Raw genomic sequence first — 22,515 nt, forward strand, 5'->3', positions numbered from 1 at the left:
CCCTTACTTTTCCCCGTCGTTTTTTCTTTGTTTTTTTGTATTTTATTATTCTTTTTGAGCATTTTCTCTCACTTCTTCCAACATCTCAGCCACTGTTTTTCCATACGCCGGATGGCGCACATACGGCGCGATCTCAAAAAGAGGCCGCAGCACAAAATCTCTCTTGTGCATTTCCACATGAGGGATGCACAACTCGTCTCCTTCATATACGAGATCATCATACAAAATAATGTCCAAATCAAGCGTTCTCGGACCCCAGTGAACGATCCGTTCTCTTCCCGCCTCCATTTCAATCCTATTTAATTCTCTTAACAGTTCTTTCGGATAAAACAAGGTTCTTAATTTCAGACATCCGTTCAGAAAATCATCCTGATCTGTCACCCCATACGGAGGCGTTTCGATAAAAGAAGAGCATTTTTCGACAACGCATCCTTTTAAAGCGCCAAGCGCTTCAACTGCATCTGTAATATATTTTTCTCTGTCTCCCATGTTAGATCCAAGTGCAATATATGCGGTATGCCATTGCCGCTCGATCACAACGCTGACCGTTTTCAGCGGAAGGCGCACCGGAGCCCACGGTTTCTTGATCTCCAGTCTGATCTTCTCTAGTCCGGCTGTATGCAGCAAAAGTTCTTCTGCAAGCGCTTCTGCCGCCCTCTCCAATAATTGAAATGTATGCTCCCGCAAGTAGCGGTCTATAAAAGCGCTCACTTCCCCATAATGAATAGAAGCGCTTAGATCATCCGTAAGTCCCGCCCTTCGTGTGTCGGTGTAAAGAACTGCCGAGACTAGAAACTTTTGTCCCAACACATTTTCCTCCGGAAATACACCGTGATTCGCAAATACTTCCAGATCTTCTATTCTGATCTCATCATAATCTTTTTTCATTTTCTGTCTTCCTTCCTCCTTACCGTACATTTTTCTGTATGACAACTCTTTCTTCACCTTAACTATACGAAAGCGAAGCAGTCAGTCCGACAGCTTCGCTTGCCTGTTTTACAGTCCTGATTACACTTCATGTTCCCGCATGAGCGCCTGCGTCATAAGTATCGCTCTTTTATTCTTCTCTACGTCATGAACACGGACAAACGCACATCGTTTCTGCACCGCATAAACCGTTGTCACAAGCGTTCCTTCTTCCCGCTCGTCTGCCGGAAGATCTAATGTAAGACCGATCACAGATTTGCGTGACGTTCCAAGAAGGATCGGTAATTTAAATTCATGCATGATCTCCAGTTTCTGTATGATCTCCAGATTCATTTCATATGTCTTTCCAAAACCGACTCCCGGATCAAGGATGATCTTATCCCGTGCAATTCCTGCTTTATCTGCAATTTTAACGCACTCTTTCATATCTTTCATAAAATCGAAAAGAAAACTATCGTATACCGCCTCGTTCCGATTATGCATCAGACAGCATGCAACGTCATGTTTCGCGATCACATCTGCCATTTTCTCGTCATATTTTAATCCCCATATATCATTTACAAGATCTGCCCCCGCACAAACCGCAGCTTCAGCCACCGCGCTTTTATATGTATCAATAGAGATCGGTACGTCAAATTCCTTTTTCAGTTTTTCAATGACCGGAACGACGCGCGCGATCTCTTCTTCGTCCGTAATCTGAACATGTCCCGGACGGGTAGACTCACCGCCGACATCTAAAATATCCGCTCCTTCTTTTATCATCTTTTCTGCATGAAGAAGGGCTGCATCCATCTTATCAAAACGTCCTCCATCCGAAAAAGAATCCGGAGTCACATTTAAGATGCCCATAATATATGTATTGTGTTCTGTGTCAAATTCTCTTCTGCCTATGATCATATTTTTATCTCCATATTTTTCTTCTCTTCACTCCAGTTACATTCCCGGTTTGCCGGACATGAAAGACACAGCCTCGACGCTTTGTCCGCTTCATACAAAAGCTTTTCCAATGTGTCCGCCCCGTCACGAAGCCGTCTGTGTCCGCGCACCGCATTTTTTATCGTTCTTTTTTCTTCCTCAGAAAATCCCGTTTCTTTCGGAAGTGTATCCAGTATTTCCCCGGCGATCCGCTCTCCCGCAATCTCATGGGGAACTTTTTCTTCATATTGAAGCGCTTTTCCTATATCGTGCAAAACCGCGGCGGCATAAATTACATCTTTACGAAAACCGTATCCCTTCTCTAAATTACGGATATATGCTATTCTTGCCACATCCAACAGATGCGACATCTGATGCCTGCAAAAAATACGTTCCTTTTCCGCGCGCTCCAGCCTATGATAGTATTCCAAATACAGCGGATGGCAAATCACTGCATTTACTCTGTCCATTTTTCCTCCTTTACCGGTCAGTTTCCCGCGTCCGGTCTACCCTCTTTCAAGCATTCTGAAAAAACGTTCTTCCAAAGCCGGATCTGTCTCAAACAGCCCTCTTTTTGCAAATGTCACCGTCCTGCTGCCCGGTTTTTTTATTCCTCTCATCGTCATACACATATGTTCTGCCTCGATCACAACCGCCGCGCCTTTCGCCTTCAGTTCGTTCATCAGCGCATCTGCGATCTGACCCGTAAGCTGTTCTTGAAGCTGAAGCCTTCTTGCAAACACCTCTACCGTTCTCGCCAGCTTGCTAAGCCCCGCAACTTTTCCGTCCGGAATATACGCAATGTGCGCTTTGCCGTAAAAAGGAAGAAGGTGATGCTCGCACATGGAATAGAACGTAATATCTTTTTCTACGACCATATCGCTGTTTTCCACATGAAACGTCTTACAAAGATGCTCTTTTGCATCTTCTTCGTAACCTCCGTATATTTCCTCGCACATTCTGGCGATCCTATCCGGTGTTTCGATCAAGCCTTCTCTGTCGGCATCTTCTCCGATCCCCTCCAATAATAATCTGACTGCTTTCTTTACTTTTTCCTGATCTATCATCTTTTCATCCTTTATCTTTTTCTATCAATACATCTGTCGCTTATCCTGTTCTTTTTCAACCGCTTCCTTTACTTTTCCCAAATAGGACAAAGAGCCAAACGCAAGGATCACGTCGTCTTCGTCTGCGTTTTCCAGCGCTTCTTTTACCGCCTGCTTAATCTCGCCGACAGCATACGCGGGCACATATTCAGACTGTGCTTCAACAGCTTCTTTTAGTTTCTGCGCGCTTAGCGTACGTTCTTTATTCGGAAGATCGACCGTATATACGCATTTTGCATACGGAATCGTCAAACGGATGATCTTTTCATATTCTTTATCTTGAAACACACCCATTATGTAAATAAGCTTCCTCCCCGGGAAATACGCTTCTATTGATTCCCGCAGTCTTTTTGCCGCATCTTCATTGTGTGCTCCGTCTACGAGAAATACAGGCCGCTCCGAAATACATGTAAACCTTCCGAACCATTCTGTATCGAAAAAACCCGTCTCGACCGCTCTCTTTTCCTCTTTTTTCAGCAGCCCCGGAACATGTACTGCCTCCCATGCGGTAACAGCGTTTATGAGCTGATATTTTCCCGAAAGACGGATGCTTATATTTTCGGAATCTTTATAAGAAAACCGCATCCCGCGATAATCTTCTTCCAAGACAACTGCTTTTTCCGGCTCTGCATAAATAATCGGACAGCCAAACTGTCTTGCTTTTTGTTCTAAAATTTCTCTTACTTCCTGCTTCTGGGGCGCTGATACAACGATGCATCCCGGTTTTATGATCCCCGCCTTATTTTCGGCGATCTCGGAAAGTGTATTACCGATCACACCGATGTGATCCATACTGATCGGCGAAAACACGACGCAGACTGTATTTTTCACAACATTCGTAGCGTCTTCCATCCCTCCCAGCCCTGATTCTAAAACGACAAAATCGCACTTCATTCTTTTATAATATAAAAATGCTATCGCCGTTTCAGCCTCAAAGACTGTCGGAAGCTGTTTTCCCGCTTCCTTTAACCGAACGATAGCATCCTGAACTTTTTCTGTCTCTTCTGCAAAAGCATGCTTTGATATCATTTCTCCGTCAACTTGTATCCTCTCACGGTATGAGACAACTGTCGGTGATACATAACGCCCGATCCTGTATCCTGCTTCACTTAATATTGTGGAAGTGTAGGCAAGCACAGATCCCTTTCCATTCGTTCCTGCGATATGTATGAACCTTAAATCATCCTGAGGATTCCCAAGTTCACGCAGCAGACCTCGAATTGCATCTAAGCCAAGTACACTTCCGTATTTAGACAATTCATCTAAATATACCCTCGCTTCTTTATAGGTCACACTTTTGTTCCTTTCCTGAATCAATTTCATTTTCCGCCCTGCTTTTTGCCGAGCAGACTTATCATAGCACTATTCGTTTCATTGTACAAGCTTCATATTTGCAACAATTCTTACTTTGTATAGACATTTTCTCCTTTCTGTGTTACGATAAGTGTACTACATTAAATAATACACTTAATACACTCATTTTAAGGAAGGGACAATTATGATTACGATTGACTATCAAAGCAAACTGCCTTTATATGAACAGATTGCTAAAAGATTTCAGACGCTCATCTTAAAAGGCGCGCTTCCACCCGATTCGCAGATGCCTTCCGTTCGTTCCCTCGCAATGGATCTTTCCATCAATCCGAATACGATACAGAAAGCGTATTCGCTTTTGGAACAGGAACGCTATATTTATCCGGTAAAAGGACGCGGAAATTTCGTTTCCGATACGACGCTTCTCGTTGAACAGACAAAGAAAACACTTCTCGAGAACGTTTCTCGCCTTATCGCAAACGGAAAAGAACTCGGAGTAAAGCGCGCAGAATTCACGCAGCTTGTTGACCGGATCTATCGAAAGGAGGATTCTCATGATCGAGTTAAAAACGCTTGATAAAACATTTCAGATGATCCATGCTTCCGACCACATCACCGCTACTATCCCGGACGGTATGGTATTCGGACTGATCGGATCAAACGGAGCCGGAAAAAGTACGCTTCTGCGTATGATATCCGGTATTCTCAAACCGGACGAAGGAGAAGTTCTCATTGACGGAGAATCTGTTTTTGAAAATCCTTCCGTAAAATCACAGATCTGCTTTTTATCGGACACCCCTTACTTCTTTCCGAATGCAGATATCCAACAGATGAGAAATTATTACATGCTCTGTTACCCGTCGTTTAACAGAAAACTGTTTGACTCTCTTACAGACAGATTTAATCTTGATCCAAAACGAAAGATCAGCAGCTTTTCAAAAGGTATGAAAAAGCAAGTTTCCATTTTGCTCGGTCTTTGTTCAGGAACAAAATATCTCCTCTGTGACGAAACGTTCGACGGACTTGATCCGGTCGTTCGCCAGGCTGTTAAAAGTCTTTTTGCCGCAGAGATATTGAATCGGGATTTCACACCGATCATTTCTTCTCATAATCTGCGGGAGTTAGAAGACTTCTGCGACAGCATCGGACTTTTGCATCAGGGACAGCTTCTGCTTACCCAAAGTCTGGATCAGATAAAGTGTTCCGTCTGCAAACTGCAGTGTGTCATTTCAGATCCACATAAAGAACAGCAGTTTCTGTCTTCTATAAAGATATTAAAAATGGAGCGTTCCGGTTCTTTACTTACGCTCACACTTCGCGGAAGCCACTCAGATATTCTTTCTGCGGTACAGACTTATGATCCTGTTTTTGCAGAAGTCCTTCCGCTTACACTCGAAGAAATATTTATAAGCGAAACGGAGGCAGCCGGTTATGATATCAAAGATTTCTTATATTAAACTTATACGAGAGGACATACGGCACAGAGGATGGCTCGCCGCCCTTTCCGGCGTCCTGTTATTTCTTTCAATGCCTGTTTACACACTGATCTACCTTGACAGTTATTCTGAAGATCCTGAAGTATTAAAAGAGTTCGCGGATACATTTTCCGGATTCATTAACGGATATAATTCCGCTTTTCTCATCATACTGATCGGAATTCTCGCTTTCGCAGTCGGAATAAGCGGGTTTCAGTTCATGCATAAAAAAGAAAAACTTGATTTTTACCACGGACTTGCGCTCAAACGTCATCAGTTGTTCGCAATCTCTTATTTGGCAGGACTGTTCCTCTTTCTCATCCCAAGTATGTACTGTATTGACGATCCTTGTCGGCGCTGTAAAAGGAATTATGACTCTTTCTCTCGCCGGAGAATGTTTTCTTACAATGGGGACGGGAATCCTCGCATTCCTTCTGATCTATCACACATGTATTTTTGCGGGAATGCTGACCGGACGAAGCGTAACGATGTTCCTCGGAACACTTGTCATCGGAGTCTATCCAAGCCTCGTATTGACACTGCTTCCGTCGCTGCGAGATGCGTTTTTCCAGACAACTTATAACGTACACGACAGTATACCTGAAAAACTTTCGGAATATCTTTCGCCATTTCCGTTGTTCATCCGCATGCTTGAACAAAATAATTCTTACTCGAATGTGTTTATGATCACCGCTGCTCTTGTTTTGATCGTTCTTCTTTTGGCGGCCTCGATCATGCTGTATCGCATTTACCCTTCGGAATCAGCCGGAAATGCCCTTGCGTTTAAATTTACACCGCCTGTATTTAAAGTACTGATCAGTATTCCGACCGCAGTGTTTATCAGTCTTCTTGTAAAATCATTTATCGGAGCTTCCGGCACAAAATGGATCATTATCTTAAGTATGCTCGCCATTGTCCTGCTATGCGGATTAATCGAGTTTATTTACTGGCAGGATCTGAAAATGCTATTAAAAGGATGGCGTTCTTCCGTAATTGCCATCGGGTTTGTAGCCGTTTTGCTTGCAGTGTTTCAATTTGATTTTACCGGATATGACACATACCTTCCGAAAGAAAAAAAAATTGCCCGGATCGGAACGCTTCCCGATTCGTTCGCATCCTATTTCTGGTATCCCGAAGACTATACTTCAGAGGATGACAGGGAAAGTTTCGTTCTTTCCGATGACGTTGACGTTTTATACAATCTTGCGCAATCGGGAATCGAAAACGTGAAAAAAGGCATTACTCCAAACACGCTTTACTCCTCTCAGACATCGATGCAGACGGATAAAGATTCCGACAATTATATATGCGCCGCATTTTGCTTTGAACTGGAAAGCGGGAAGAAAGTTTATAGAAACTACTGTGTTTCCTATAATGAAACGCTTGAGGCATTCACAAAGCTCTGCCAAAAAGAAGATTACCGCAAGGAACTTTTCCCGATCTTCCATGTGGAGAAAGAAAACGTATCTTCTGTCTCGCTTCAGGATATTTATATAACGCCCGAAGAATTACTTCTGACTGCCGAACAAAGAACAGAACTTCTAAGCGCATATGAAAAAGACGTATTAAACACAGATATCCGAAAACTCGGAAGCGAAGTTCCGATTGGAGAATTTTCCCTTACGATCCGCCATGTTCCTAACAAAGAGACGAATACGAATCAGCCTTTCCATTCATGGGTGAACGGAACGCGTGAATGGAATGCTGCAGTCAATACAGCTTTTCCGGTAACTTCCTCCGAAGATGAAACCAATTACAAGACGTTTTCGATCGGATCATTGTACATTTACGAAGACTATGAAAATACACTTTCCTGTCTTGAAAAATACGGATACAAAATAAAAAGACTTATCCGTGCAGAAGATATCGACTCTGTCACTCTATACTTAAGCGGCGACTCAATGAAAAACAAAAAATGGAACGATCTTTTAGCATCCTTTTCTTCTGCCAAAGATGAGAACAATTCCGATCCGGATAAAGCTGCTTACGAACAATCAGATGAAAAAGATGCAACGTCAATGTTCACGATCACAGCTCCCGAAGATTTCCGGCTTCTGGCAGAACATCTTTACCTTAATCCTTCTGATTTTCTCGACAGGGGAGGAACGTCACGTGATTATGCAGAAGTTACATTTAAAAAAGAAAACAATACTTTCACTTATCTTTTGAAGTAAACATTTTTGTCTGATATTTCTGACAAAACCGGCATTGCATCCAACAGCAGACTTTTTTCTTCATCTGCCCACGGAAGCAATGCCGGTTTTTTCTTTTATTCTTTTTATTTCCTGCTTTTTTGCTTCCTGCCTTTCGGAAAATATTTTAATAATACTTTACTTTTACTCTTCTTCCCATTTTTTCTGCTGTAGAAACAAGCTGTTCTACAAGATTCTGCCGCATACTCAGATCAAAGTTCAGTTCCGACTCTCTATGGGCGTCATTCACAGCCGTTCCTACGAACAGATTCAGTTCCGTACATTCTTCAATCAAAAGTTTTGCCAGCTTAGACGCTCCGTTTTCCGCATCAAGCTCATCAAAAAATTCTGCATCGAACTCATCTCTTACATATTTTTTCAAAAGCTTTATGCATTTTCCGAGAGTAAGCACTCCTTCCGTCACAAGATCGATTCCTTCTATAACTGCCATCGGAGGAATATCGGGATTACGGCTGTCCACCTTTGTGACAATCTCTTTTCCGAGGATACGCGCCGCAATATTAGCGCTCGTTCCTCCTGCCACAACTTTCTTTCCTTCCGTATGCATAAACTCATACATCATCCGCTCGTCATCTTTTTTCTCTTTCGGCGGTCCTGTAAAAACATTTACAATTCTTCTGTCAATCACGCGTGCAACCGCAACTGTCGTATCGTCTCCCGGTTTTTCTTCATACAGTTCGTCGCATGCCTGACTTAACATAACTGCCAGACGGGACGCAGACATCGTCTTTTTCGTACATTTAAGCGTATACTCCGCCATCGCTTCCCACGTCCATCCCTGAAGGTTCAGAATCGATCCCGCTCCGGCATAGATCACACCGTCGCTCATCAGGACAAAGCAATCGTTTTTCTGTACTTGAAACCGATATTCATGTATCTTTTTTCCCTCGATCTCGCGGGTTTCATATGCATAGTTCACAATCTTCCCATCACGGATAAACACACAGGACGGATTGTCAAACTCTACAAGATACGCCTCACCGCTGTGAAAGATCTGCAAAACAGAAAATGTCGCATACGCCACCTTTCTCACCTGACATATCGGAAGCGTTTTTGCAATCGTTTCTACACACGACTCCAACGCCGCCCCCTCATATAACATCGTTCCGAGAATTTTCGACGTCAATGTCGCCAGAATATTCGCCTTCACACCGCTTCCCATCCCATCTGCAAGGATCAGTATATCGGAATCGTCCGTCTTTAACACTTCTACTTTATCTCCGCACAATTCTTCGTGATGTTTATTCAAACTCTTCCAAGCTACATCAATACTTACACTCATGAACCTCTCTCCGTCCTACTTCTTTTTTCTGACTTTCATCTGTTTCATCTTTAATCGTAACAGTTCAACCGCGCCATTCGTAAAACCGCACTACGTGCTTATCATGGCTGAACTGTTACCTTTAATCTTCTTCATTCAATATCGAGTCTCTCAATTTCGTCAATGTAACTTTCGTCTCTGCCGTTGTCTCGCCAAGCAGCCCCGCGATCTCCTGGGCGACCATCATCTGCTTTTCGATCACTTTCTGCGCCATTTCCACAGTTCCGACTTTCAGCTTATAATGCTGTTCCCTCACTTTTTCTTCCCGCGTCACATCTTGATATGTCACCAAAGCGGCATCCAGATTGTCAATGTATACGATCGTCTCTTCCACTGTCAGCCTGTCATTATCAATCTTGATCTTTTTATGCATCACCGGTTTTTTCGTGTCCAGCACTTCTTCAATATCCTCTGTCTCGATAAATTCAAAAATATACCGTTGTACCGCTTCCTCCCGTCCGACTCCGAGAAGATCCTGCCCTTTCCTGTTGCAGTCTAATATCTTCATATCGCTTCCGATGACAAAGATCATATTCGGCGTCACATCCATCACGACATTAGACATCGACTCTGCCTGTGTCAATGCATAAGGCATACACATAGACAATTCCGCTTTTCCCTGAAAGACTGCGACCGCTTTTTCCCTGCATGTAGAATATCCGCATGCCCCGCAGTTCAGTTCGTCTTCCGCACAATATTTTCCGGTAGATTTCAAAATATGACGGATCTGTTCTTCGGACGGCATCGCATCTGAAAGACTACAGTCTTTAAACTCTTTGTGCAGTTCTTCCGCCGTCATATCCGGAAGATCACGCGCCGCCTTATAAGAAACTCCGTTTTCTATTTTTACTTTTGTCTTTACATAAGATGTGTTCCAATGTGCCGACGCAGGTCCTTTCGCACATCCGCCTTCACAGACGTTCGCCTCGATAAAGCAATGATCCAGTTCTCCCTTTCCTAGACATTCCAGCATCTCCATACAGTTTTCCAGTCCGTCTACAAATACTTTATGATATCCGTCTGCATCTTCCTCTGTGATCACAGACTGGATCACCCCTCCGCTGACAGGATAGAGTCTGTTGATCTTAGGATCAGGGTTCCCCATCGGTTTCTCTTCGCATTGACGAAGATCAATCCCTTCTTCGGCGAACCAATCTGCCAGCTCTTCAAATGTCAGGATCGCATCGACCGCGCCGAATACTCTCTCGTCTCCGATCGCCTCCTGCTTCTTCGCGATACACGGACCTAAAAATACAACTTTCACATCCGATCCGTATATTTTCTTAATATATCTGCCGTGGGCTACCATCGGCGATACGACAGGAGCCATATACTTCGCGCAGTCGGGATAATATTTTTCGATCAGATCGTTCACACTCGGACAGCATGTCGTAATAATATTCGGCATCTCATTTTCCCGCACAAGTTTTTTATATTCATTTGTCACAAGAGCCGCCCCTTCCGCAGTCTCTCTCACCTCATAAAATCCAAGTTTCAAAAGCGCGTCCACGACCTGCCCCGGCTGATCAAAATCAAGAACTCCCGCATAGGACGGAGCGATCGATATGATCGTTTTAAACCCTTGTGCCAAATATCCTTTCACTCTTTCCAGATCGCTTGCAAATGTTTTTGCGTTCTGCGGACAGACTTCCAGACAGCGCCCGCAGTTGATACAATGATCGACCATAATGCGCGCCTGCTCGTCTTTGACACTGATCGCTTTTACCGCGCAGTTTCGTACGCATTTATAACAATGACGGCATTTTGCATCTTTAAAATCAATGACTTTCATTCCTCATACCTCCTGTAGGACGTTCCCTTTTTCACAAAAACGGTTCCATAAATATCAGCGTCAAAAGCATCAGCCCGTTCAACAGATTATAACCGATAAAGATCACTGCCGAAGGCGTTGTAAGAGCATTAAGATAATAACTCCCGGGCGCAGCGTTTTCTTTCAGCCAGCTAATCCACTCTTTTCTTCTTATAATCAGAAGAACGAAACCGATCACAAAACCGATACCTAAAAATACAGTAAACGCAATCCCTTCCACATCATCGGGAAGCAGCCCGAACAAGCCGCCGATCACATCTCCGAGAATAAAGTTATTCGCGATGTGAAGGATGATCGACCATTTTATCGAATATTCGATTGCTATATATCCTAAAATAAGTCCCACGAGCGTTCCGAATACGATCTGAAGCGGATTCCCGTGCATAACACCGAACAAAACTGCCGAGACAATAACCGCAAATCCTTTACCGTATTTTTCAAACCGTCTCATAAGAAATCCTCTGAAAACGAGTTCTTCCACAACCGGTCCGACGAATCCGGCATAGATCATCATCATAATCCCCATATCAGAACCGACCGAAGCAAGCTCTGTCAGCGTATCCATCGAAAGCCCCAACTGATTCAAAATCAGTTCCGCTGCTGCTGCGATCAACGAAAAGACCATCTGAGCCATGATCATGTAGATGCAAAATCTTGAAAATGCGCCTGCTGTCATCTTTCGTTTCGATTTTTGGAAAATATCGATCTTTTCTGCTTTTGTACCGTCAATCTTAAAAAGACAGAAAACTCCGATCAAAACTCCTGCGATCATCCCTGCGGAAGCTGCCGTTCCCGTCACCTCCGAAATAAGCGACTCTGACGAACCGCCTGTCTTCGTCAATGCCGAAACCATTGCGGAGACCATCTCTGTCACAACCGACATGATCAAAGTGTACCAGACCAGATTTCTTGTCGCAAATGCCGTATCTTTCCGAAACTTATGCCAATCCCATCCCATATTCCGTTCCCCTTTCCCGATAAACCGACCGGCAAAGTCACATTGTTCACAACTTTTTGTTTTATCTTCATTTCCTGTCAGTTATCTTTTTAATAAAACAGCTTTTTATAATTATAACACAGGAAAATCTAAAAGACTTCCCTGTGTTATAAAATATTTGACATATAGTAACAGCGCGGTCCATAACAACTAAGATCAGTTGTTTCTCGGACTTTTTAATTCACTGTACGTTTTACATATGTTGTATGAAGAATATGATGCGCTTTCTCACTTCCCGGTTCGCCGAGATATTCGCTGTAAACCCGTTTGATGGACGGATTCTCATGAGATTTTCTCAATGTTTTTGCGGCATCGTTATCATAAAGTACCTTTGCACGAATTGCCTTTACATCTTCAAAATTACGCACATCCGCATGCACCTGAGGCTGACCGCCGCCGTTGACACATCCTCCAGGACAGCACATGATCTCAACAAAATGATAGTCCGCCTCTTTAGCTCTTATTTTATCCATGATAATCTTCGCATTGGAAAGTCCGGAAGCAACGGCGACTTTCACATCCATTCCTGCTACGTTGTAAACCGCTTCTTTGATTCCCTCTGTTCCACGAACTTCTGTAAATTCTACTTTCTCAAGCGTCTCGCCTGTCAGTTCTTCCACTGCGGTACGAAGAGCCGCTTCCATAACGCCTCCTGTTGCGCCGAAGATCACTCCCGCTCCTGTAGATTCTCCGAGCGGATCGTCGAATCCTTCATCCGGAAGACTGCGGAAATTAATTCCGACTTTACGGATCAGGCGTGCAAGTTCCCTTGTCGTGATCGAAATATCTACATCAGGAACGCCGCCTGCGTCCTGATCTTCTCTTTGGATTTCAAACTTCTTCGCCGTACACGGCATCACGCTGACGCAGACAATATCTTCAGGCGCAATGTTCATCTTTTCCGCATAATATGTTTTCGTAATCGCTCCGAACATCTGCTGCGGTGATTTGCAGCTTGAAAGATGATCGAGCTGATCCGGATAGTAATGCTCGCAATATTTTACCCATCCGGGTGAGCATGACGTCATAAGCGGAAGGACTCCTTTGTTTTTCACTCTGTCTAAAAATTCATGAGCTTCTTCCATAATCGTAAGGTCTGCACTGAAATTTGTATCGAATACTTTATCAAATCCGATCCTTCTAAGAGCCGCAGCCATCTTTCCTTCTACGTCTGTTCCCATCGGATAACCGAATTCTTCGCCAAGAGCCGCCCGCACCGACGGAGCAGGCTGTACTACAACATGTTTTGTCTCATCCGCAATAGCGGCAAGAACGTCGTCGATATTGCTCTTTTCGTAGAGCGCGCCCGTCGGACATGCCGCGATACACTGTCCGCAGCCGACGCAGCTTGTATCTCCCAGTCCCATCTCGAACGGAGAGCCGATAAACGTGGCAAATCCTCTGTTGTTCGGTCCGATCACTCCTACGCTCTGCACTTTTTCACAGACGGCAGAACATCTCCGGCAAAGGATACATTTGTTGTTATCCCGCACCATATGAACCGCGCTTTCATCCAATTCATAATGTGTTGTCTCGCCCTCGAAGTAATTTTCATCTGTCACTCCGAGTTCCTGACAAAGCTCTTGAAGTTCACACTGCCCGCTTCTGACACAAGACAGACATTTTTTGTCATGATTCGACAAAAGCAGCTCTAATGTTCTTCTTCTCGAATCAAGAAGTTTCGGCGTATTCGTCTGCACTTCCATCCCTTCTGCAACCGGATGTACACAAGATGCCACGAGATTTCTTGCGCCTTTTACTTCCACGACGCACATACGGCAGGCGCCGATCTCATTGATCTCTTTTAAATAACACAAAGTCGGTATCTTAATTCCCGCAGCCTGTGCCGCTTCAAGGATCGTAGAGCCGGCAGGCGCTGTCACATTTAAACCATTGATCTTTAAATTCACATTTCCCATCTTCTCTGCCCTCCTTATTCTTTGTAAATTGCTCCGAAGCGGCATTTTTCCATACAAGCTCCGCACTTGAGACATTTTTCAGGATTGATCATATGCACTTCTTTTACTTTACCGATGATCGCATCTGCCGGACAGGTTCTCGCACAGAGCGTACAACCTTTACATTTATCCGGATCGATCTTATATTGAAGGAGATCTTTACATACTCCGGCAGGGCATTTTTTATCTACAATGTGAGCAATATACTCGTCTCTGAAATATCTCAAAGTCGAAAGCACCGGATTCGGAGCCGTCTGTCCGAGCGCACACAGAGAATTTGATTGGAGATGATAGCACAGTTCTTCCAGCTTATCGAGATCTTCCATCGTTGCCTGACCTTTTGTGATCTTCTCAAGGATTTCAAGCATACGGCGTGTTCCGATCCGGCACGGAGTACATTTTCCGCATGACTCATCTACCGTAAACTCAAGGAAGAATTTCGCGATATCGACCATGCAAGTATCTTCATCCATGACGATCAAACCGCCGGAACCCATCATTGAACCGATTGAAAGCAGATTATCGTAATCGATCGGAATATCTAAATGTTCTGCAGGGATACATCCTCCTGACGGGCCTCCCGTCTGAGCAGCTTTGAATTTCTTTCCGTTTGGCACTCCTCCGCCGATCTCTTCTACGATCTCGCGAAGCGTCGTTCCCATCGGAATTTCTACAAGTCCTGTATTATGGATCTTTCCGCCGAGAGCAAATACTTTCGTTCCTTTTGATTTTTCCGTTCCCATCGAAGCGAACCACTCCGGTCCGTTCACAATAATCTGAGGGATATTGGCATACGTCTCCACGTTATTTAAAATTGTCGGTTTTTGAAACAGGCCTTTCAGCGCCGGGAACGGCGGACGCGGACGCGGCTCTCCTCTGTTTCCTTCTATAGAAGTCATAAGAGCCGTCTCTTCTCCGCAGACAAACGCGCCTGCTCCAAGCCTTAATTCAATATCAAAGTCAAATCCGCTATCGAAAATATTTTTTCCGAGCAGACCGTACTCTCTTGCCTGTTCGATCGCAATCTCAAGACGCTGCACGGCGATCGGATACTCTGCACGAACATAAATATAGCCTTGGGATGCTCCGATCGCATATCCGGCGATCGCCATTGCTTCAAGAACCGCATGAGGATCTCCCTCTAAGATCGAACGATCCATAAATGCTCCCGGATCTCCTTCGTCCGCATTACAACAGACATATTTTTGATCTGCGTCATTTCCTGCCGCAAACTTCCATTTTAACCCTGTCGGGAATCCTGCTCCGCCTCTGCCGCGAAGCCCGCTGTCCAAAAGAATCTGAATCACATCTTCCGGCTTCTTTTCCGTCAGAACAATACCGAGCGCTTCGTATCCGCCTGTTCCGATATATTCGTCGATCTTTTCGGGATTGATGACACCGCAGTTTCGCAGAGCGACTCTGTGCTGTTTTTTATAAAAATTCGTCTCGTTTAACGGAATGATCTTATCTGCTTTTACAGTCTCTTCATAAAGCAGATGCTTTACCACGTTTCCTTTGAGCAGATGTTCTGTCACAATCTCCGGAATATCTTCTTCCTGAACCATAGAATAAAACGTTCCTTCCGGATATACGATCATGATCGGGCCTAACGCACACAAGCCGAAACAACCTGTCTTAACAACACAGACTTCATCGGACAATCCGTTCGCTTCGATCTCTTTTTCCAGTCTCTCTCTGATCCGGGCGCTTCCGGAAGACGTACATCCGGTTCCGCCGCAGACAAGCACATGCGTGCGGTATGTATTTCCATCGGCATCTTTTCCGCTTTCACACATTGCGGCTTTCTCAAGTATTTCTTTCGCATTCTCTTCTCTAAGCTGCACGACTTTACGCATCCGCTCACAGATCTCATGTAATTGTTCAAGAGATTTCATATAACTCCTCCATTTCCTGTTTTTCTAAAATCAATAAGTATCATATTCCCGTTTTCATATTATCCGGGATTTTGATGTCCGCATTATTCATACTTCGCTAAAATGTCATCCAGATCATCTACTGTCAAACGTCCGTATACTTCGTCATTGATCATCATAACAGGAGCTAATCCGCATGCTCCGACACATCGGCACGCATCAAGAGAAAACTTTCCGTCCGGCGTACATTCTCCGCCGACAATACCTAACTTTTCCATCAAAGCATTGTAAATATCTCCCGATCCTTTTACATAACATGCCGTTCCAAGACAGACGGAAATCCTGTATTTTCCTTTCGGACTCAATGTGAACTGTGAATAAAATGTTGCCACTCCATAGATCTTCTCCATCGGAATACCTGTCTCGTCTGAGATCATTTTCTGAACTTCGATCGGAAGATACCCATATATATCCTGCGCTTTCTGCAAGATCGGCATCAGCGCCCCTTTTTCATCTTTTAGCTCATGGATTACTTTCATGAGTGCTTCTTCCTGTTCTTTTGTTCCCGAGAAAGGAACAGTCGCCTTTTTCTCTGCCATTCTTCAACCTCCATTCTTACTGTTAATGCCCATTAGAGATATCATATCATACAAAATATCATAATTCTACTTATTTTTTGTTAATTTTTTGTCTATTTTTATCACCAAAAACAATGTGCACCGCTTTTGTTTTTACATTTTACACATAATACATCTGTTTCTTTTTCATTTTTTATATCTTTTATCTTTTTACATTTATTACCGAAACATCGACGGATCGAACGGATCCACACTTCAGTCTGTCGCCAATGCAGAAACTGCCAGCAGTTTTTCTGCTGACAGAATGTTTTAACACCTTCTTTATCTTATTATCAGGAACGGTAATCTCGTTCATTATCAAACACATTTTCAATAATCTTTCTCGCTTCTTTCACTTTCTTCGGATCGTGATCTATGGAATTTAGTCCGATGACAATATCTTCTGCCAATACGACAGACGGAAAATAAAAGTCACACAACTCTCTGTCGTCTGCCGTGTTGACCGGAATATGTGCTTTTTGACACTCTTCATACACACGGCGGTTTACTTCCCGACAGTTTGATGCGGCGATCACAAGATCTGCTCCTTTTGCATCCCCTTCCTGATATTCTCTGTTACACAAAACAACTTTTCCTTCGGAATCCAGACGATAAAACTCACTTCTGATCTCCGGCGCGATCACTTTAATATCCACGCCGAAATAAAGCAGCGTCTCCGATCGGCGAAGCGCAACACTGCCCCCTCCCACTACAGTAACCTGTCTGCCCGAAAGATCAACAAACATCGGAAAATACGGCTTTTTCATTCTCTTTTTCCTCCGTCTCCCATGTACAAAAGTGCATTACATATACATGCCGCAATATTGCTGCCGCCTTTTCGTCCTCTCGCAACAATATACGGAGTATTTTCAAGACTTAAGATCAATTCTTTTGACTGTACAACATTGACAAATCCGACCGGAACCGCGATCACAAGTTCCGGGGCGATCTTTTCCTCTTTGATCAGCTCATATAAACGCACAAGCGCTGTCGGAGCATTTCCGATGGCAAAGATTACCTGCTCCCCTAATTTTGCCGCCTTATCCATACTCGCGGCCGCCCGTGTTGTTTTGTTTCTTTTTGCCGCCTGCGCCACATCGTCATCCGACATAAAGCAATATACCTCTCCACCATAGCCGGCAAGACATTTTTTATTGATCCCCGCTTTTCCCATTTGTGTATCTGTCACAATAGACGCTCCGCCGCGGATTGCTTTTAGCGCCTTTTCAACTACATTTTCCGAAAAAATAAGATTATCCGCATAATCAAAATCAGCGCTCGTATGGATACATCTTTTCACGATCGATTCCGTTCCCGGAATCAACTGCTTATCCCCCAGTTCTTCCGCAATGATCTCAAAACTTCTTTTCTCAATCTCCGACGGAAGCACCTTTTCTATCTCTGTCAACATCTTCTTTTCCTCCTTTTCTTTGATCGTTTTCAGTGTTTCTTTTCATTTTATAACATATCCGATCCCACAGATCACGCGGTCTGCCCGAACTGCCTTTTTAGTCAAACCGGTCATAATTCTTCCGACTGCCTCTCTGTACTCACGCTCAAACGCATCAACCGGAACCAGACCGCACCCGATCTCGTCACACACGATAACAAGATCTCTCTCTTCGCTTATCATTTCTAACAGTTCTTCTTTTGTTCTTCCTGATTTCAGCCAGCGCCATATAAAAAGATGAAACCCATCTACAGCCTCCCATGTTTTGACATCCTCGAAACTACAGTCCGCTCCGCTGCTCCATTTCAGTCCCGGATAGCATAACTGCGCGTAGTTTTTCTTTCCCTGAAACGCTCCCCCTGTCACGATCCTGATTCCTCTTTTCATTTTGCCGCAGGACATTTCACACTTTGCCGTCTTCATCTGTCTTTCGTTCCCTTCATTCCGTCTTGTATTCCCGCATGCAGTTTTATCTTCCGCGGTCTTTACTTTTCTTCTGAGAGGTCTTCCGCAGACGACTTCAGTCACTTCATCTGCCATCTTCGCAAGCTCTTTGTTGATCTCTCCCATAATATACTTATACTTTCTCATCTCTTCCGAATCTTTTGCCGATTCCGAAAAGATTTCATTTGTCACAACAACAAGATGACAACTTTTCTTTTTCAACATTGCCATGGCTTGCGCAACAACCCGGACAGCCTCGTCTTTCGCCCCTTCTTCCATATATAATTCGTTCGCAGCCAAATTAGAGACGCACTCTAAAAGAACACATCCAAGCGCCTCCCCGGACGCTTCAAACTGATGGATCTTTTCCGTAATGTTTGTATACCATTCAAGAGTCCGAAACCCTTTTCCTTCTCTTCGTCTCCTGTGGTCGGCTATTTTCTCTTCTGTTTCCGTTCCATACGGATACATCGTCGCTATATAATACAGCTTTTGTTCCTTCTTTCCTGTCTTACGGTATTCTTCATACAATGCGCAGATCCTGTCTTCTGCATACGCGGATTTCCCGCTTCCGCTTCCTCCTGTTACTAACTCCATCATATTTTTAAAACCTTTCTTTTTTCTTTCCCGATAGCTTTTCTATACACAATAAACGCATCTTTTCTTCTCTGAACCTACATTCTTATTTGAAAACATGATATACTACCTCTATATGAGCGTCAACAAAAAGAACAGGAGGAACTTTTATGTCATTTATCAGTGTATTCGATGTGCTCGGTCCGAACATGATCGGTCCGTCCAGTTCGCACACGGCCGGCGCTGCGGCAATCGCCCTTCTTGCAGGAAAGATGCCGAACGCCGCCATTAAAAAAGCTGATTTTATTCTTTACGGGTCTTTTGCCCGCACATATAAAGGCCACGGAACAGACCGCGCCCTGCTCGGAGGGATCATGGGATTTTCAACCGACGACAGACGGATTCCGGATTCATTTTCTATCGCCGATGAGCGCGGACTTCAGTATTCGTTTACGGCAAATACAACAGAAACCGAAATTCACCCTAACACAGTAGACATCCATATGACTGACGAAAACGGACAAAAACTCATCGTTCGAGGAGAATCGGTCGGAGGAGGAAAAATCCGAATCGCAAGAATCAACGAAGTGGAAGTTGATTTTACCGGAGAATACAGCACTCTTATCGTCATTCAACAGGACAAACCCGGAGTGATCGCACACATCACAAACTGCTTAAGCGAAATGAACGTCAATATAGCTTATATGAAGCTTTACCGGGAAGAAAAAGGGTGTACGGCGTACAGCATCGTCGAATCTGACGGAATCGTTCCTCAGACAGTAGCCGGACGAATCAAAGAAAATCCTTATGTACATGACGTCATGCTCGTACTTCCGAATGAGAAAGGAGAATTTTAATGGATTTTAAAAGCGGACAGCAGCTGATCGGATTATGTGAAACAAACGAATGTCCTATTTCAGAGATCATGCTGATACGGGAAGAAACTTTTACGGAAAGAACACGAAAGGACATTATAAACCAGATGGGAAAAACATGGCAGATCATGAAAGAATCTGCCCATTCCTCTGTTGAAAATCCAAAACATTCCATAGGCGGACTCATCGGAGGCGAAGCAAAACTTCTAAGTGAACATCTCAGTTCCGGGAAAAGCATCTGTAAAGACCCATTAAGCCGGGCAATTACTTACTCCATGTCAATCCTCGAAACAAGCGCCTCTATGGGACTGATCGTTGCCGCGCCTACAGCCGGGTCTGCGGGAATCGTTCCCGGACTGCTTCTTGCGCTTCAGGAGACATATGATTTCTCTGACAACGATATTATCCGTGTCCTTTTTAATGCAGGGGCCGTCGGCTGTCTTGCCATGCGCAACGCTACTGTTGCCGGCGCTGTGGGCGGCTGTCAGGCAGAGGTCGGAGTCGCCTCGGCAATGGCCGCTTCTGCCGCAGTCGAACTGATGCAGGGTACTGCGCGGCAATGCCTTGACGCCGCGTCCACCGTACTGATGAATATGCTCGGACTTGTATGCGACCCTGTCGGCGGTCTTGTGGAATGCCCCTGTCAGATGCGCAACGCATCGGGTGTCGCCAACGCATTAACCGCAGCCGAAATTGTTTTAAGCGGAGTCCGGCAACTCATCCCCTTTGACGAAATGTTAGACGCTATGTATACCGCAGGAAAGAGACTTCCTGCCGAATACCGCGAAACCGCTCTCGGCGGCTGTGCAGCTACTTCTACGGGATGTTCCCTCTGTCAGTGAGCAGAAAATATTTTGCAGCGTGCAGACCGGTTATTTCTCCGAATGACCGGTCCTGATTTTCGCATATCGATATTCCAAAGCGCCGCTCGCCGGAATCTGACGAATTCCTTCGATCTTCGGGTTCACAAGATTAACGCTCTTCATCGCATAAAGCGGAAGTATATAAAACTGTTCTCCGACTGCCAGTTGTTCCGCTTCATGCATCAGCGCAGACCGTTTTACAGGATCTGTTTCGGAATCCGATCTTCGGACAAGTTCATCATACTGTTCATTTTTGATCCCACTGCAATTATACGTACTATCCGACAGAAGCATCGAAAGATATGTGTATGGATCAGAAAAGTCCGCTGTCCAGTTCATCCGGCACAGATCAAAATTACCGGCATGACGCATACTGTAATTTGTCTGTAATTCTTGAGCGTTTAACTTGATCTCTATATTGAGGTTTTTCTTCAACTGTTCCCGGATAACCTGCGCCGTGTCCGAGTCAAGTTCCAAAGACGGATAGCTATATGTCAGTTCAGGAAATCCTTTTCCTTCGGGATATCCGGCTTCTGCCAAAAGTTTCTGTGCCCGTTCTATATTTTCTTCAAAAGGCTGTTCTGCCTCCTCCGTAAAATATTTCCCCGTATTTTTGTCTTTCATATATTTTGCCACCAGATTATACGTCGGCTCTGTGTCTTCTCCGACAATCTTGCACAACTCTTCTCTGTCAACCGCAAGATTAAACGCCTCCCTCACACGGACATCGTCAAACGGCTTCACATTCAGATTAAAATAAATATATCGTGTCGCAATCTGATCTGTCACAAACAGATCTTCTTTTCCGTCATATAATTCCATGACCGAAGAAGGAAGCGCTGTTGCCACATCAACTTCTCCCGTTTCATAAGCCGCTGCCATAGACTGTGTGTCATCAAAAAAACGATAGGTGATCTTCTCTAAGCTGATATTGTCCTTTCCCCAGTAATATTCATTTTTTTTCAGCGTAAAATACTGATTCGGTACATATTCAGCCAAATAAAAAGGACCGTTTGATAAACTCGTCTTCGGATCTTTCTCCCAGCCACGGTTAGCAGCATCCGCATATTTCGAGCAGGAAGGCGTATATACCGGGAGCCGGAGAAGATCAAGAAAATATACGCACGGCTTTTCAAGATGAAAAACAATCGTCTTATCATCGGGAAGCTCAACTCCCAGCGTCTCTATATCCGCCTCTTTATTATAAATTTTTTCTGCATTTAAAATCGGAAAAAGATAAACTGCATATCCGCTTCCCGATTCAGGGTCTAACGCTCTTACGATCGTATTCTTAAAATCTGCCGATGTCACTTCTCCTCCGTCAGACCAAAGCGCATCTTTTCGCAAATGAAACGTCCACGTTGTAAAATCTTCATTTACTTCGTAAGACTGTGCCGCACGGTACTCGATTTCTCCGTTTTCATCAAAGGTCAGCAGTTCGTCTAAAGCGCTTACCGAATATGCAAGATACGTCAAAGCGATTGATCCTGCCGGATCTAACGATCCGGTTTCACTGTTGATCGCAACTGTAATCTCATGATCGGCACTGCCGTTGTTTTTCCTGCTTTTTGACGATTTTTCTGTACTTGCACACCCTGTCAGGATACTTCCCGCAAACAATACCGCCGCCAAAAACAAAGCTGTTCCTCTCGACACTGTTTTCAGGATGGTCTTCTGATCTATAATCTTTTTTTCCCCGCCTTTTATATTTTTTCTGTATCTCACTTTTATTTATCTCCTATTTTCATGATTCCCGATT

At 44.3% G+C, this 22,515-nt stretch carries 20 protein-coding genes; 5 read left to right on the top strand and 15 right to left on the bottom strand.

The features are described 5' to 3' along the window. Positions 1–45 precede the first annotated feature (45 nt). From folK to ACH9UM_RS06640, 5 genes are all read right to left on the bottom strand, one after another. Positions 46–888, bottom strand: a complete 843-nt coding sequence (gene folK / locus ACH9UM_RS06620) for a 2-amino-4-hydroxy-6-hydroxymethyldihydropteridine diphosphokinase (protein WP_009242288.1) — start codon at positions 886–888, stop codon at positions 46–48. A 120-nt stretch (positions 889–1,008) separates the two neighbouring features. After that, positions 1,009–1,824: a dihydropteroate synthase gene (folP, locus tag ACH9UM_RS06625; protein ID WP_004845535.1), complete on the bottom strand. Its 816-nt coding sequence runs from the start codon at positions 1,822–1,824 to the stop codon at positions 1,009–1,011. After that, a complete protein-coding gene (locus ACH9UM_RS06630; protein WP_009319850.1) occupies positions 1,821–2,312 on the bottom strand; it encodes an HD domain-containing protein in 492 nt (163 codons plus the stop codon). Before ACH9UM_RS06630 ends, folP begins: the two co-directional genes overlap by 4 nt. A 36-nt stretch (positions 2,313–2,348) precedes the next feature. After that, complete coding sequence (gene folE, locus ACH9UM_RS06635; protein ID WP_009242291.1) at positions 2,349–2,909, bottom strand: GTP cyclohydrolase I FolE; 561 nt, start codon at positions 2,907–2,909, stop codon at positions 2,349–2,351. Positions 2,910–2,933: 24 nt separating this feature from the next. Continuing rightward, positions 2,934–4,271, bottom strand: a complete 1,338-nt coding sequence (locus ACH9UM_RS06640; protein WP_009319851.1) for a folylpolyglutamate synthase/dihydrofolate synthase family protein — start codon at positions 4,269–4,271, stop codon at positions 2,934–2,936. Positions 4,272–4,446: 175 nt separating this feature from the next. Here ACH9UM_RS06640 and ACH9UM_RS06645 point away from each other — a divergent pair, with 175 nt between their 5' ends. The 3 genes from ACH9UM_RS06645 (at position 4,447) to ACH9UM_RS06655 (ending at position 7,911) form a co-directional block, all read left to right on the top strand. Beyond that, positions 4,447–4,839 (top strand): GntR family transcriptional regulator, encoded by a 393-nt coding sequence (locus tag ACH9UM_RS06645; RefSeq protein ID WP_004845531.1) that lies wholly within the window; start codon positions 4,447–4,449, stop codon positions 4,837–4,839. Further along, a complete protein-coding gene (locus ACH9UM_RS06650; protein ID WP_004845530.1) occupies positions 4,817–5,719 on the top strand; it encodes an ABC transporter ATP-binding protein in 903 nt (300 codons plus the stop codon). Before ACH9UM_RS06645 ends, ACH9UM_RS06650 begins: the two co-directional genes overlap by 23 nt. Before the next feature lie 356 nt (positions 5,720–6,075). After that, positions 6,076–7,911, top strand: coding sequence for a DUF6449 domain-containing protein (locus ACH9UM_RS06655; protein WP_400092355.1), 1,836 nt, complete (start codon positions 6,076–6,078; stop codon positions 7,909–7,911). A gap of 145 nt (positions 7,912–8,056) precedes the next feature. Here the strand turns inward: ACH9UM_RS06655 and ACH9UM_RS06660 are convergent, their stop codons facing one another. The 9 genes from ACH9UM_RS06660 to ACH9UM_RS06700 form a co-directional block, all read right to left on the bottom strand. After that, positions 8,057–9,232, bottom strand: coding sequence for a SpoIIE family protein phosphatase (locus ACH9UM_RS06660; RefSeq protein ID WP_004845527.1), 1,176 nt, complete (start codon positions 9,230–9,232; stop codon positions 8,057–8,059). Positions 9,233–9,353: 121 nt separating this feature from the next. Next, the gene (locus tag ACH9UM_RS06665; protein WP_004845526.1) at positions 9,354–11,063 is read right to left on the bottom strand and encodes a [Fe-Fe] hydrogenase large subunit C-terminal domain-containing protein; all 1,710 of its coding nucleotides are present in this window, start codon (positions 11,061–11,063) and stop codon (positions 9,354–9,356) included. A 31-nt stretch (positions 11,064–11,094) separates the two neighbouring features. Next, positions 11,095–12,060, bottom strand: coding sequence for a CPBP family intramembrane glutamic endopeptidase (locus ACH9UM_RS06670; RefSeq protein WP_004845525.1), 966 nt, complete (start codon positions 12,058–12,060; stop codon positions 11,095–11,097). A 215-nt stretch (positions 12,061–12,275) separates the two neighbouring features. Next, a complete protein-coding gene (locus ACH9UM_RS06675; protein ID WP_009242294.1) occupies positions 12,276–14,018 on the bottom strand; it encodes an NADH-dependent [FeFe] hydrogenase, group A6 in 1,743 nt (580 codons plus the stop codon). Between the two features lie 14 nt (positions 14,019–14,032). Next, positions 14,033–15,853: an NADH-quinone oxidoreductase subunit NuoF gene (gene nuoF / locus ACH9UM_RS06680; protein WP_044929385.1), complete on the bottom strand. Its 1,821-nt coding sequence runs from the start codon at positions 15,851–15,853 to the stop codon at positions 14,033–14,035. A gap of 182 nt (positions 15,854–16,035) precedes the next feature. Beyond that, the gene (nuoE, locus tag ACH9UM_RS06685) at positions 16,036–16,530 is read right to left on the bottom strand and encodes an NADH-quinone oxidoreductase subunit NuoE (protein WP_004845522.1); all 495 of its coding nucleotides are present in this window, start codon (positions 16,528–16,530) and stop codon (positions 16,036–16,038) included. 311 nt (positions 16,531–16,841) lie between these two features. After that, entirely contained in the window at positions 16,842–17,315 is a 474-nt protein-coding gene (locus ACH9UM_RS06690; RefSeq protein ID WP_004845520.1) for a bifunctional precorrin-2 dehydrogenase/sirohydrochlorin ferrochelatase, read from the bottom strand. Beyond that, a complete protein-coding gene (locus ACH9UM_RS06695) occupies positions 17,312–17,959 on the bottom strand; it encodes a precorrin-8X methylmutase (protein ID WP_004845519.1) in 648 nt (215 codons plus the stop codon). Before ACH9UM_RS06695 ends, ACH9UM_RS06690 begins: the two co-directional genes overlap by 4 nt. A 42-nt stretch (positions 17,960–18,001) precedes the next feature. Next, a complete protein-coding gene (locus ACH9UM_RS06700; protein WP_004845518.1) occupies positions 18,002–19,042 on the bottom strand; it encodes a bifunctional adenosylcobinamide kinase/adenosylcobinamide-phosphate guanylyltransferase in 1,041 nt (346 codons plus the stop codon). Positions 19,043–19,188: 146 nt separating this feature from the next. Here ACH9UM_RS06700 and sdaAB point away from each other — a divergent pair, with 146 nt between their 5' ends. Further along, positions 19,189–19,875 carry an L-serine ammonia-lyase, iron-sulfur-dependent subunit beta gene (gene sdaAB, locus ACH9UM_RS06705; protein ID WP_004845516.1) on the top strand — a complete coding sequence of 229 codons (687 nt, stop codon included), beginning with the start codon at positions 19,189–19,191 and terminating at the stop codon, positions 19,873–19,875. Beyond that, positions 19,875–20,735 (top strand): L-serine ammonia-lyase, iron-sulfur-dependent, subunit alpha, encoded by an 861-nt coding sequence (gene sdaAA, locus ACH9UM_RS06710; protein ID WP_004845515.1) that lies wholly within the window; start codon positions 19,875–19,877, stop codon positions 20,733–20,735. Before sdaAB ends, sdaAA begins: the two co-directional genes overlap by 1 nt. A 30-nt stretch (positions 20,736–20,765) precedes the next feature. On the opposite strand, the gene ACH9UM_RS06715 is transcribed toward sdaAA, so the two are convergent. Next, positions 20,766–22,481: a peptide ABC transporter substrate-binding protein gene (locus ACH9UM_RS06715; RefSeq protein ID WP_272107838.1), complete on the bottom strand. Its 1,716-nt coding sequence runs from the start codon at positions 22,479–22,481 to the stop codon at positions 20,766–20,768. Between the last annotated feature and the right edge of the window lie 34 nt (positions 22,482–22,515).

Source organism: Mediterraneibacter torques (assembly GCF_044591705.1).
Taxonomy (GTDB): domain Bacteria; phylum Bacillota; class Clostridia; order Lachnospirales; family Lachnospiraceae; genus Mediterraneibacter; species Mediterraneibacter torques.

What these genes read in the sequence shown, in the direction of transcription:
- folK (WP_009242288.1), bottom strand. Translation starts at nt 888, where the DNA reads ATGAAAAAAGATTATGATGAGATCAGAATAGAAGATCTGGAAGTATTT.
- folP (WP_004845535.1), bottom strand. Translation starts at nt 1,824, where the DNA reads ATGATCATAGGCAGAAGAGAATTTGACACAGAACACAATACATATATT.
- ACH9UM_RS06630 (WP_009319850.1), bottom strand. Translation starts at nt 2,312, where the DNA reads ATGGACAGAGTAAATGCAGTGATTTGCCATCCGCTGTATTTGGAATAC.
- folE (WP_009242291.1), bottom strand. Translation starts at nt 2,909, where the DNA reads ATGATAGATCAGGAAAAAGTAAAGAAAGCAGTCAGATTATTATTGGAG.
- ACH9UM_RS06640 (WP_009319851.1), bottom strand. Translation starts at nt 4,271, where the DNA reads ATGAAATTGATTCAGGAAAGGAACAAAAGTGTGACCTATAAAGAAGCG.
- ACH9UM_RS06645 (WP_004845531.1), top strand. Translation starts at nt 4,447, where the DNA reads ATGATTACGATTGACTATCAAAGCAAACTGCCTTTATATGAACAGATT.
- ACH9UM_RS06650 (WP_004845530.1), top strand. Translation starts at nt 4,817, where the DNA reads ATGATCGAGTTAAAAACGCTTGATAAAACATTTCAGATGATCCATGCT.
- ACH9UM_RS06660 (WP_004845527.1), bottom strand. Translation starts at nt 9,232, where the DNA reads ATGAGTGTAAGTATTGATGTAGCTTGGAAGAGTTTGAATAAACATCAC.
- ACH9UM_RS06665 (WP_004845526.1), bottom strand. Translation starts at nt 11,063, where the DNA reads ATGAAAGTCATTGATTTTAAAGATGCAAAATGCCGTCATTGTTATAAA.
- ACH9UM_RS06670 (WP_004845525.1), bottom strand. Translation starts at nt 12,060, where the DNA reads ATGGGATGGGATTGGCATAAGTTTCGGAAAGATACGGCATTTGCGACA.
- ACH9UM_RS06675 (WP_009242294.1), bottom strand. Translation starts at nt 14,018, where the DNA reads ATGGGAAATGTGAATTTAAAGATCAATGGTTTAAATGTGACAGCGCCT.
- nuoF (WP_044929385.1), bottom strand. Translation starts at nt 15,853, where the DNA reads ATGTGTGAAAGCGGAAAAGATGCCGATGGAAATACATACCGCACGCAT.
- nuoE (WP_004845522.1), bottom strand. Translation starts at nt 16,530, where the DNA reads ATGGCAGAGAAAAAGGCGACTGTTCCTTTCTCGGGAACAAAAGAACAG.
- ACH9UM_RS06690 (WP_004845520.1), bottom strand. Translation starts at nt 17,315, where the DNA reads ATGAAAAAGCCGTATTTTCCGATGTTTGTTGATCTTTCGGGCAGACAG.
- ACH9UM_RS06695 (WP_004845519.1), bottom strand. Translation starts at nt 17,959, where the DNA reads ATGTTGACAGAGATAGAAAAGGTGCTTCCGTCGGAGATTGAGAAAAGA.
- ACH9UM_RS06700 (WP_004845518.1), bottom strand. Translation starts at nt 19,042, where the DNA reads ATGATGGAGTTAGTAACAGGAGGAAGCGGAAGCGGGAAATCCGCGTAT.
- sdaAB (WP_004845516.1), top strand. Translation starts at nt 19,189, where the DNA reads ATGTCATTTATCAGTGTATTCGATGTGCTCGGTCCGAACATGATCGGT.
- sdaAA (WP_004845515.1), top strand. Translation starts at nt 19,875, where the DNA reads ATGGATTTTAAAAGCGGACAGCAGCTGATCGGATTATGTGAAACAAAC.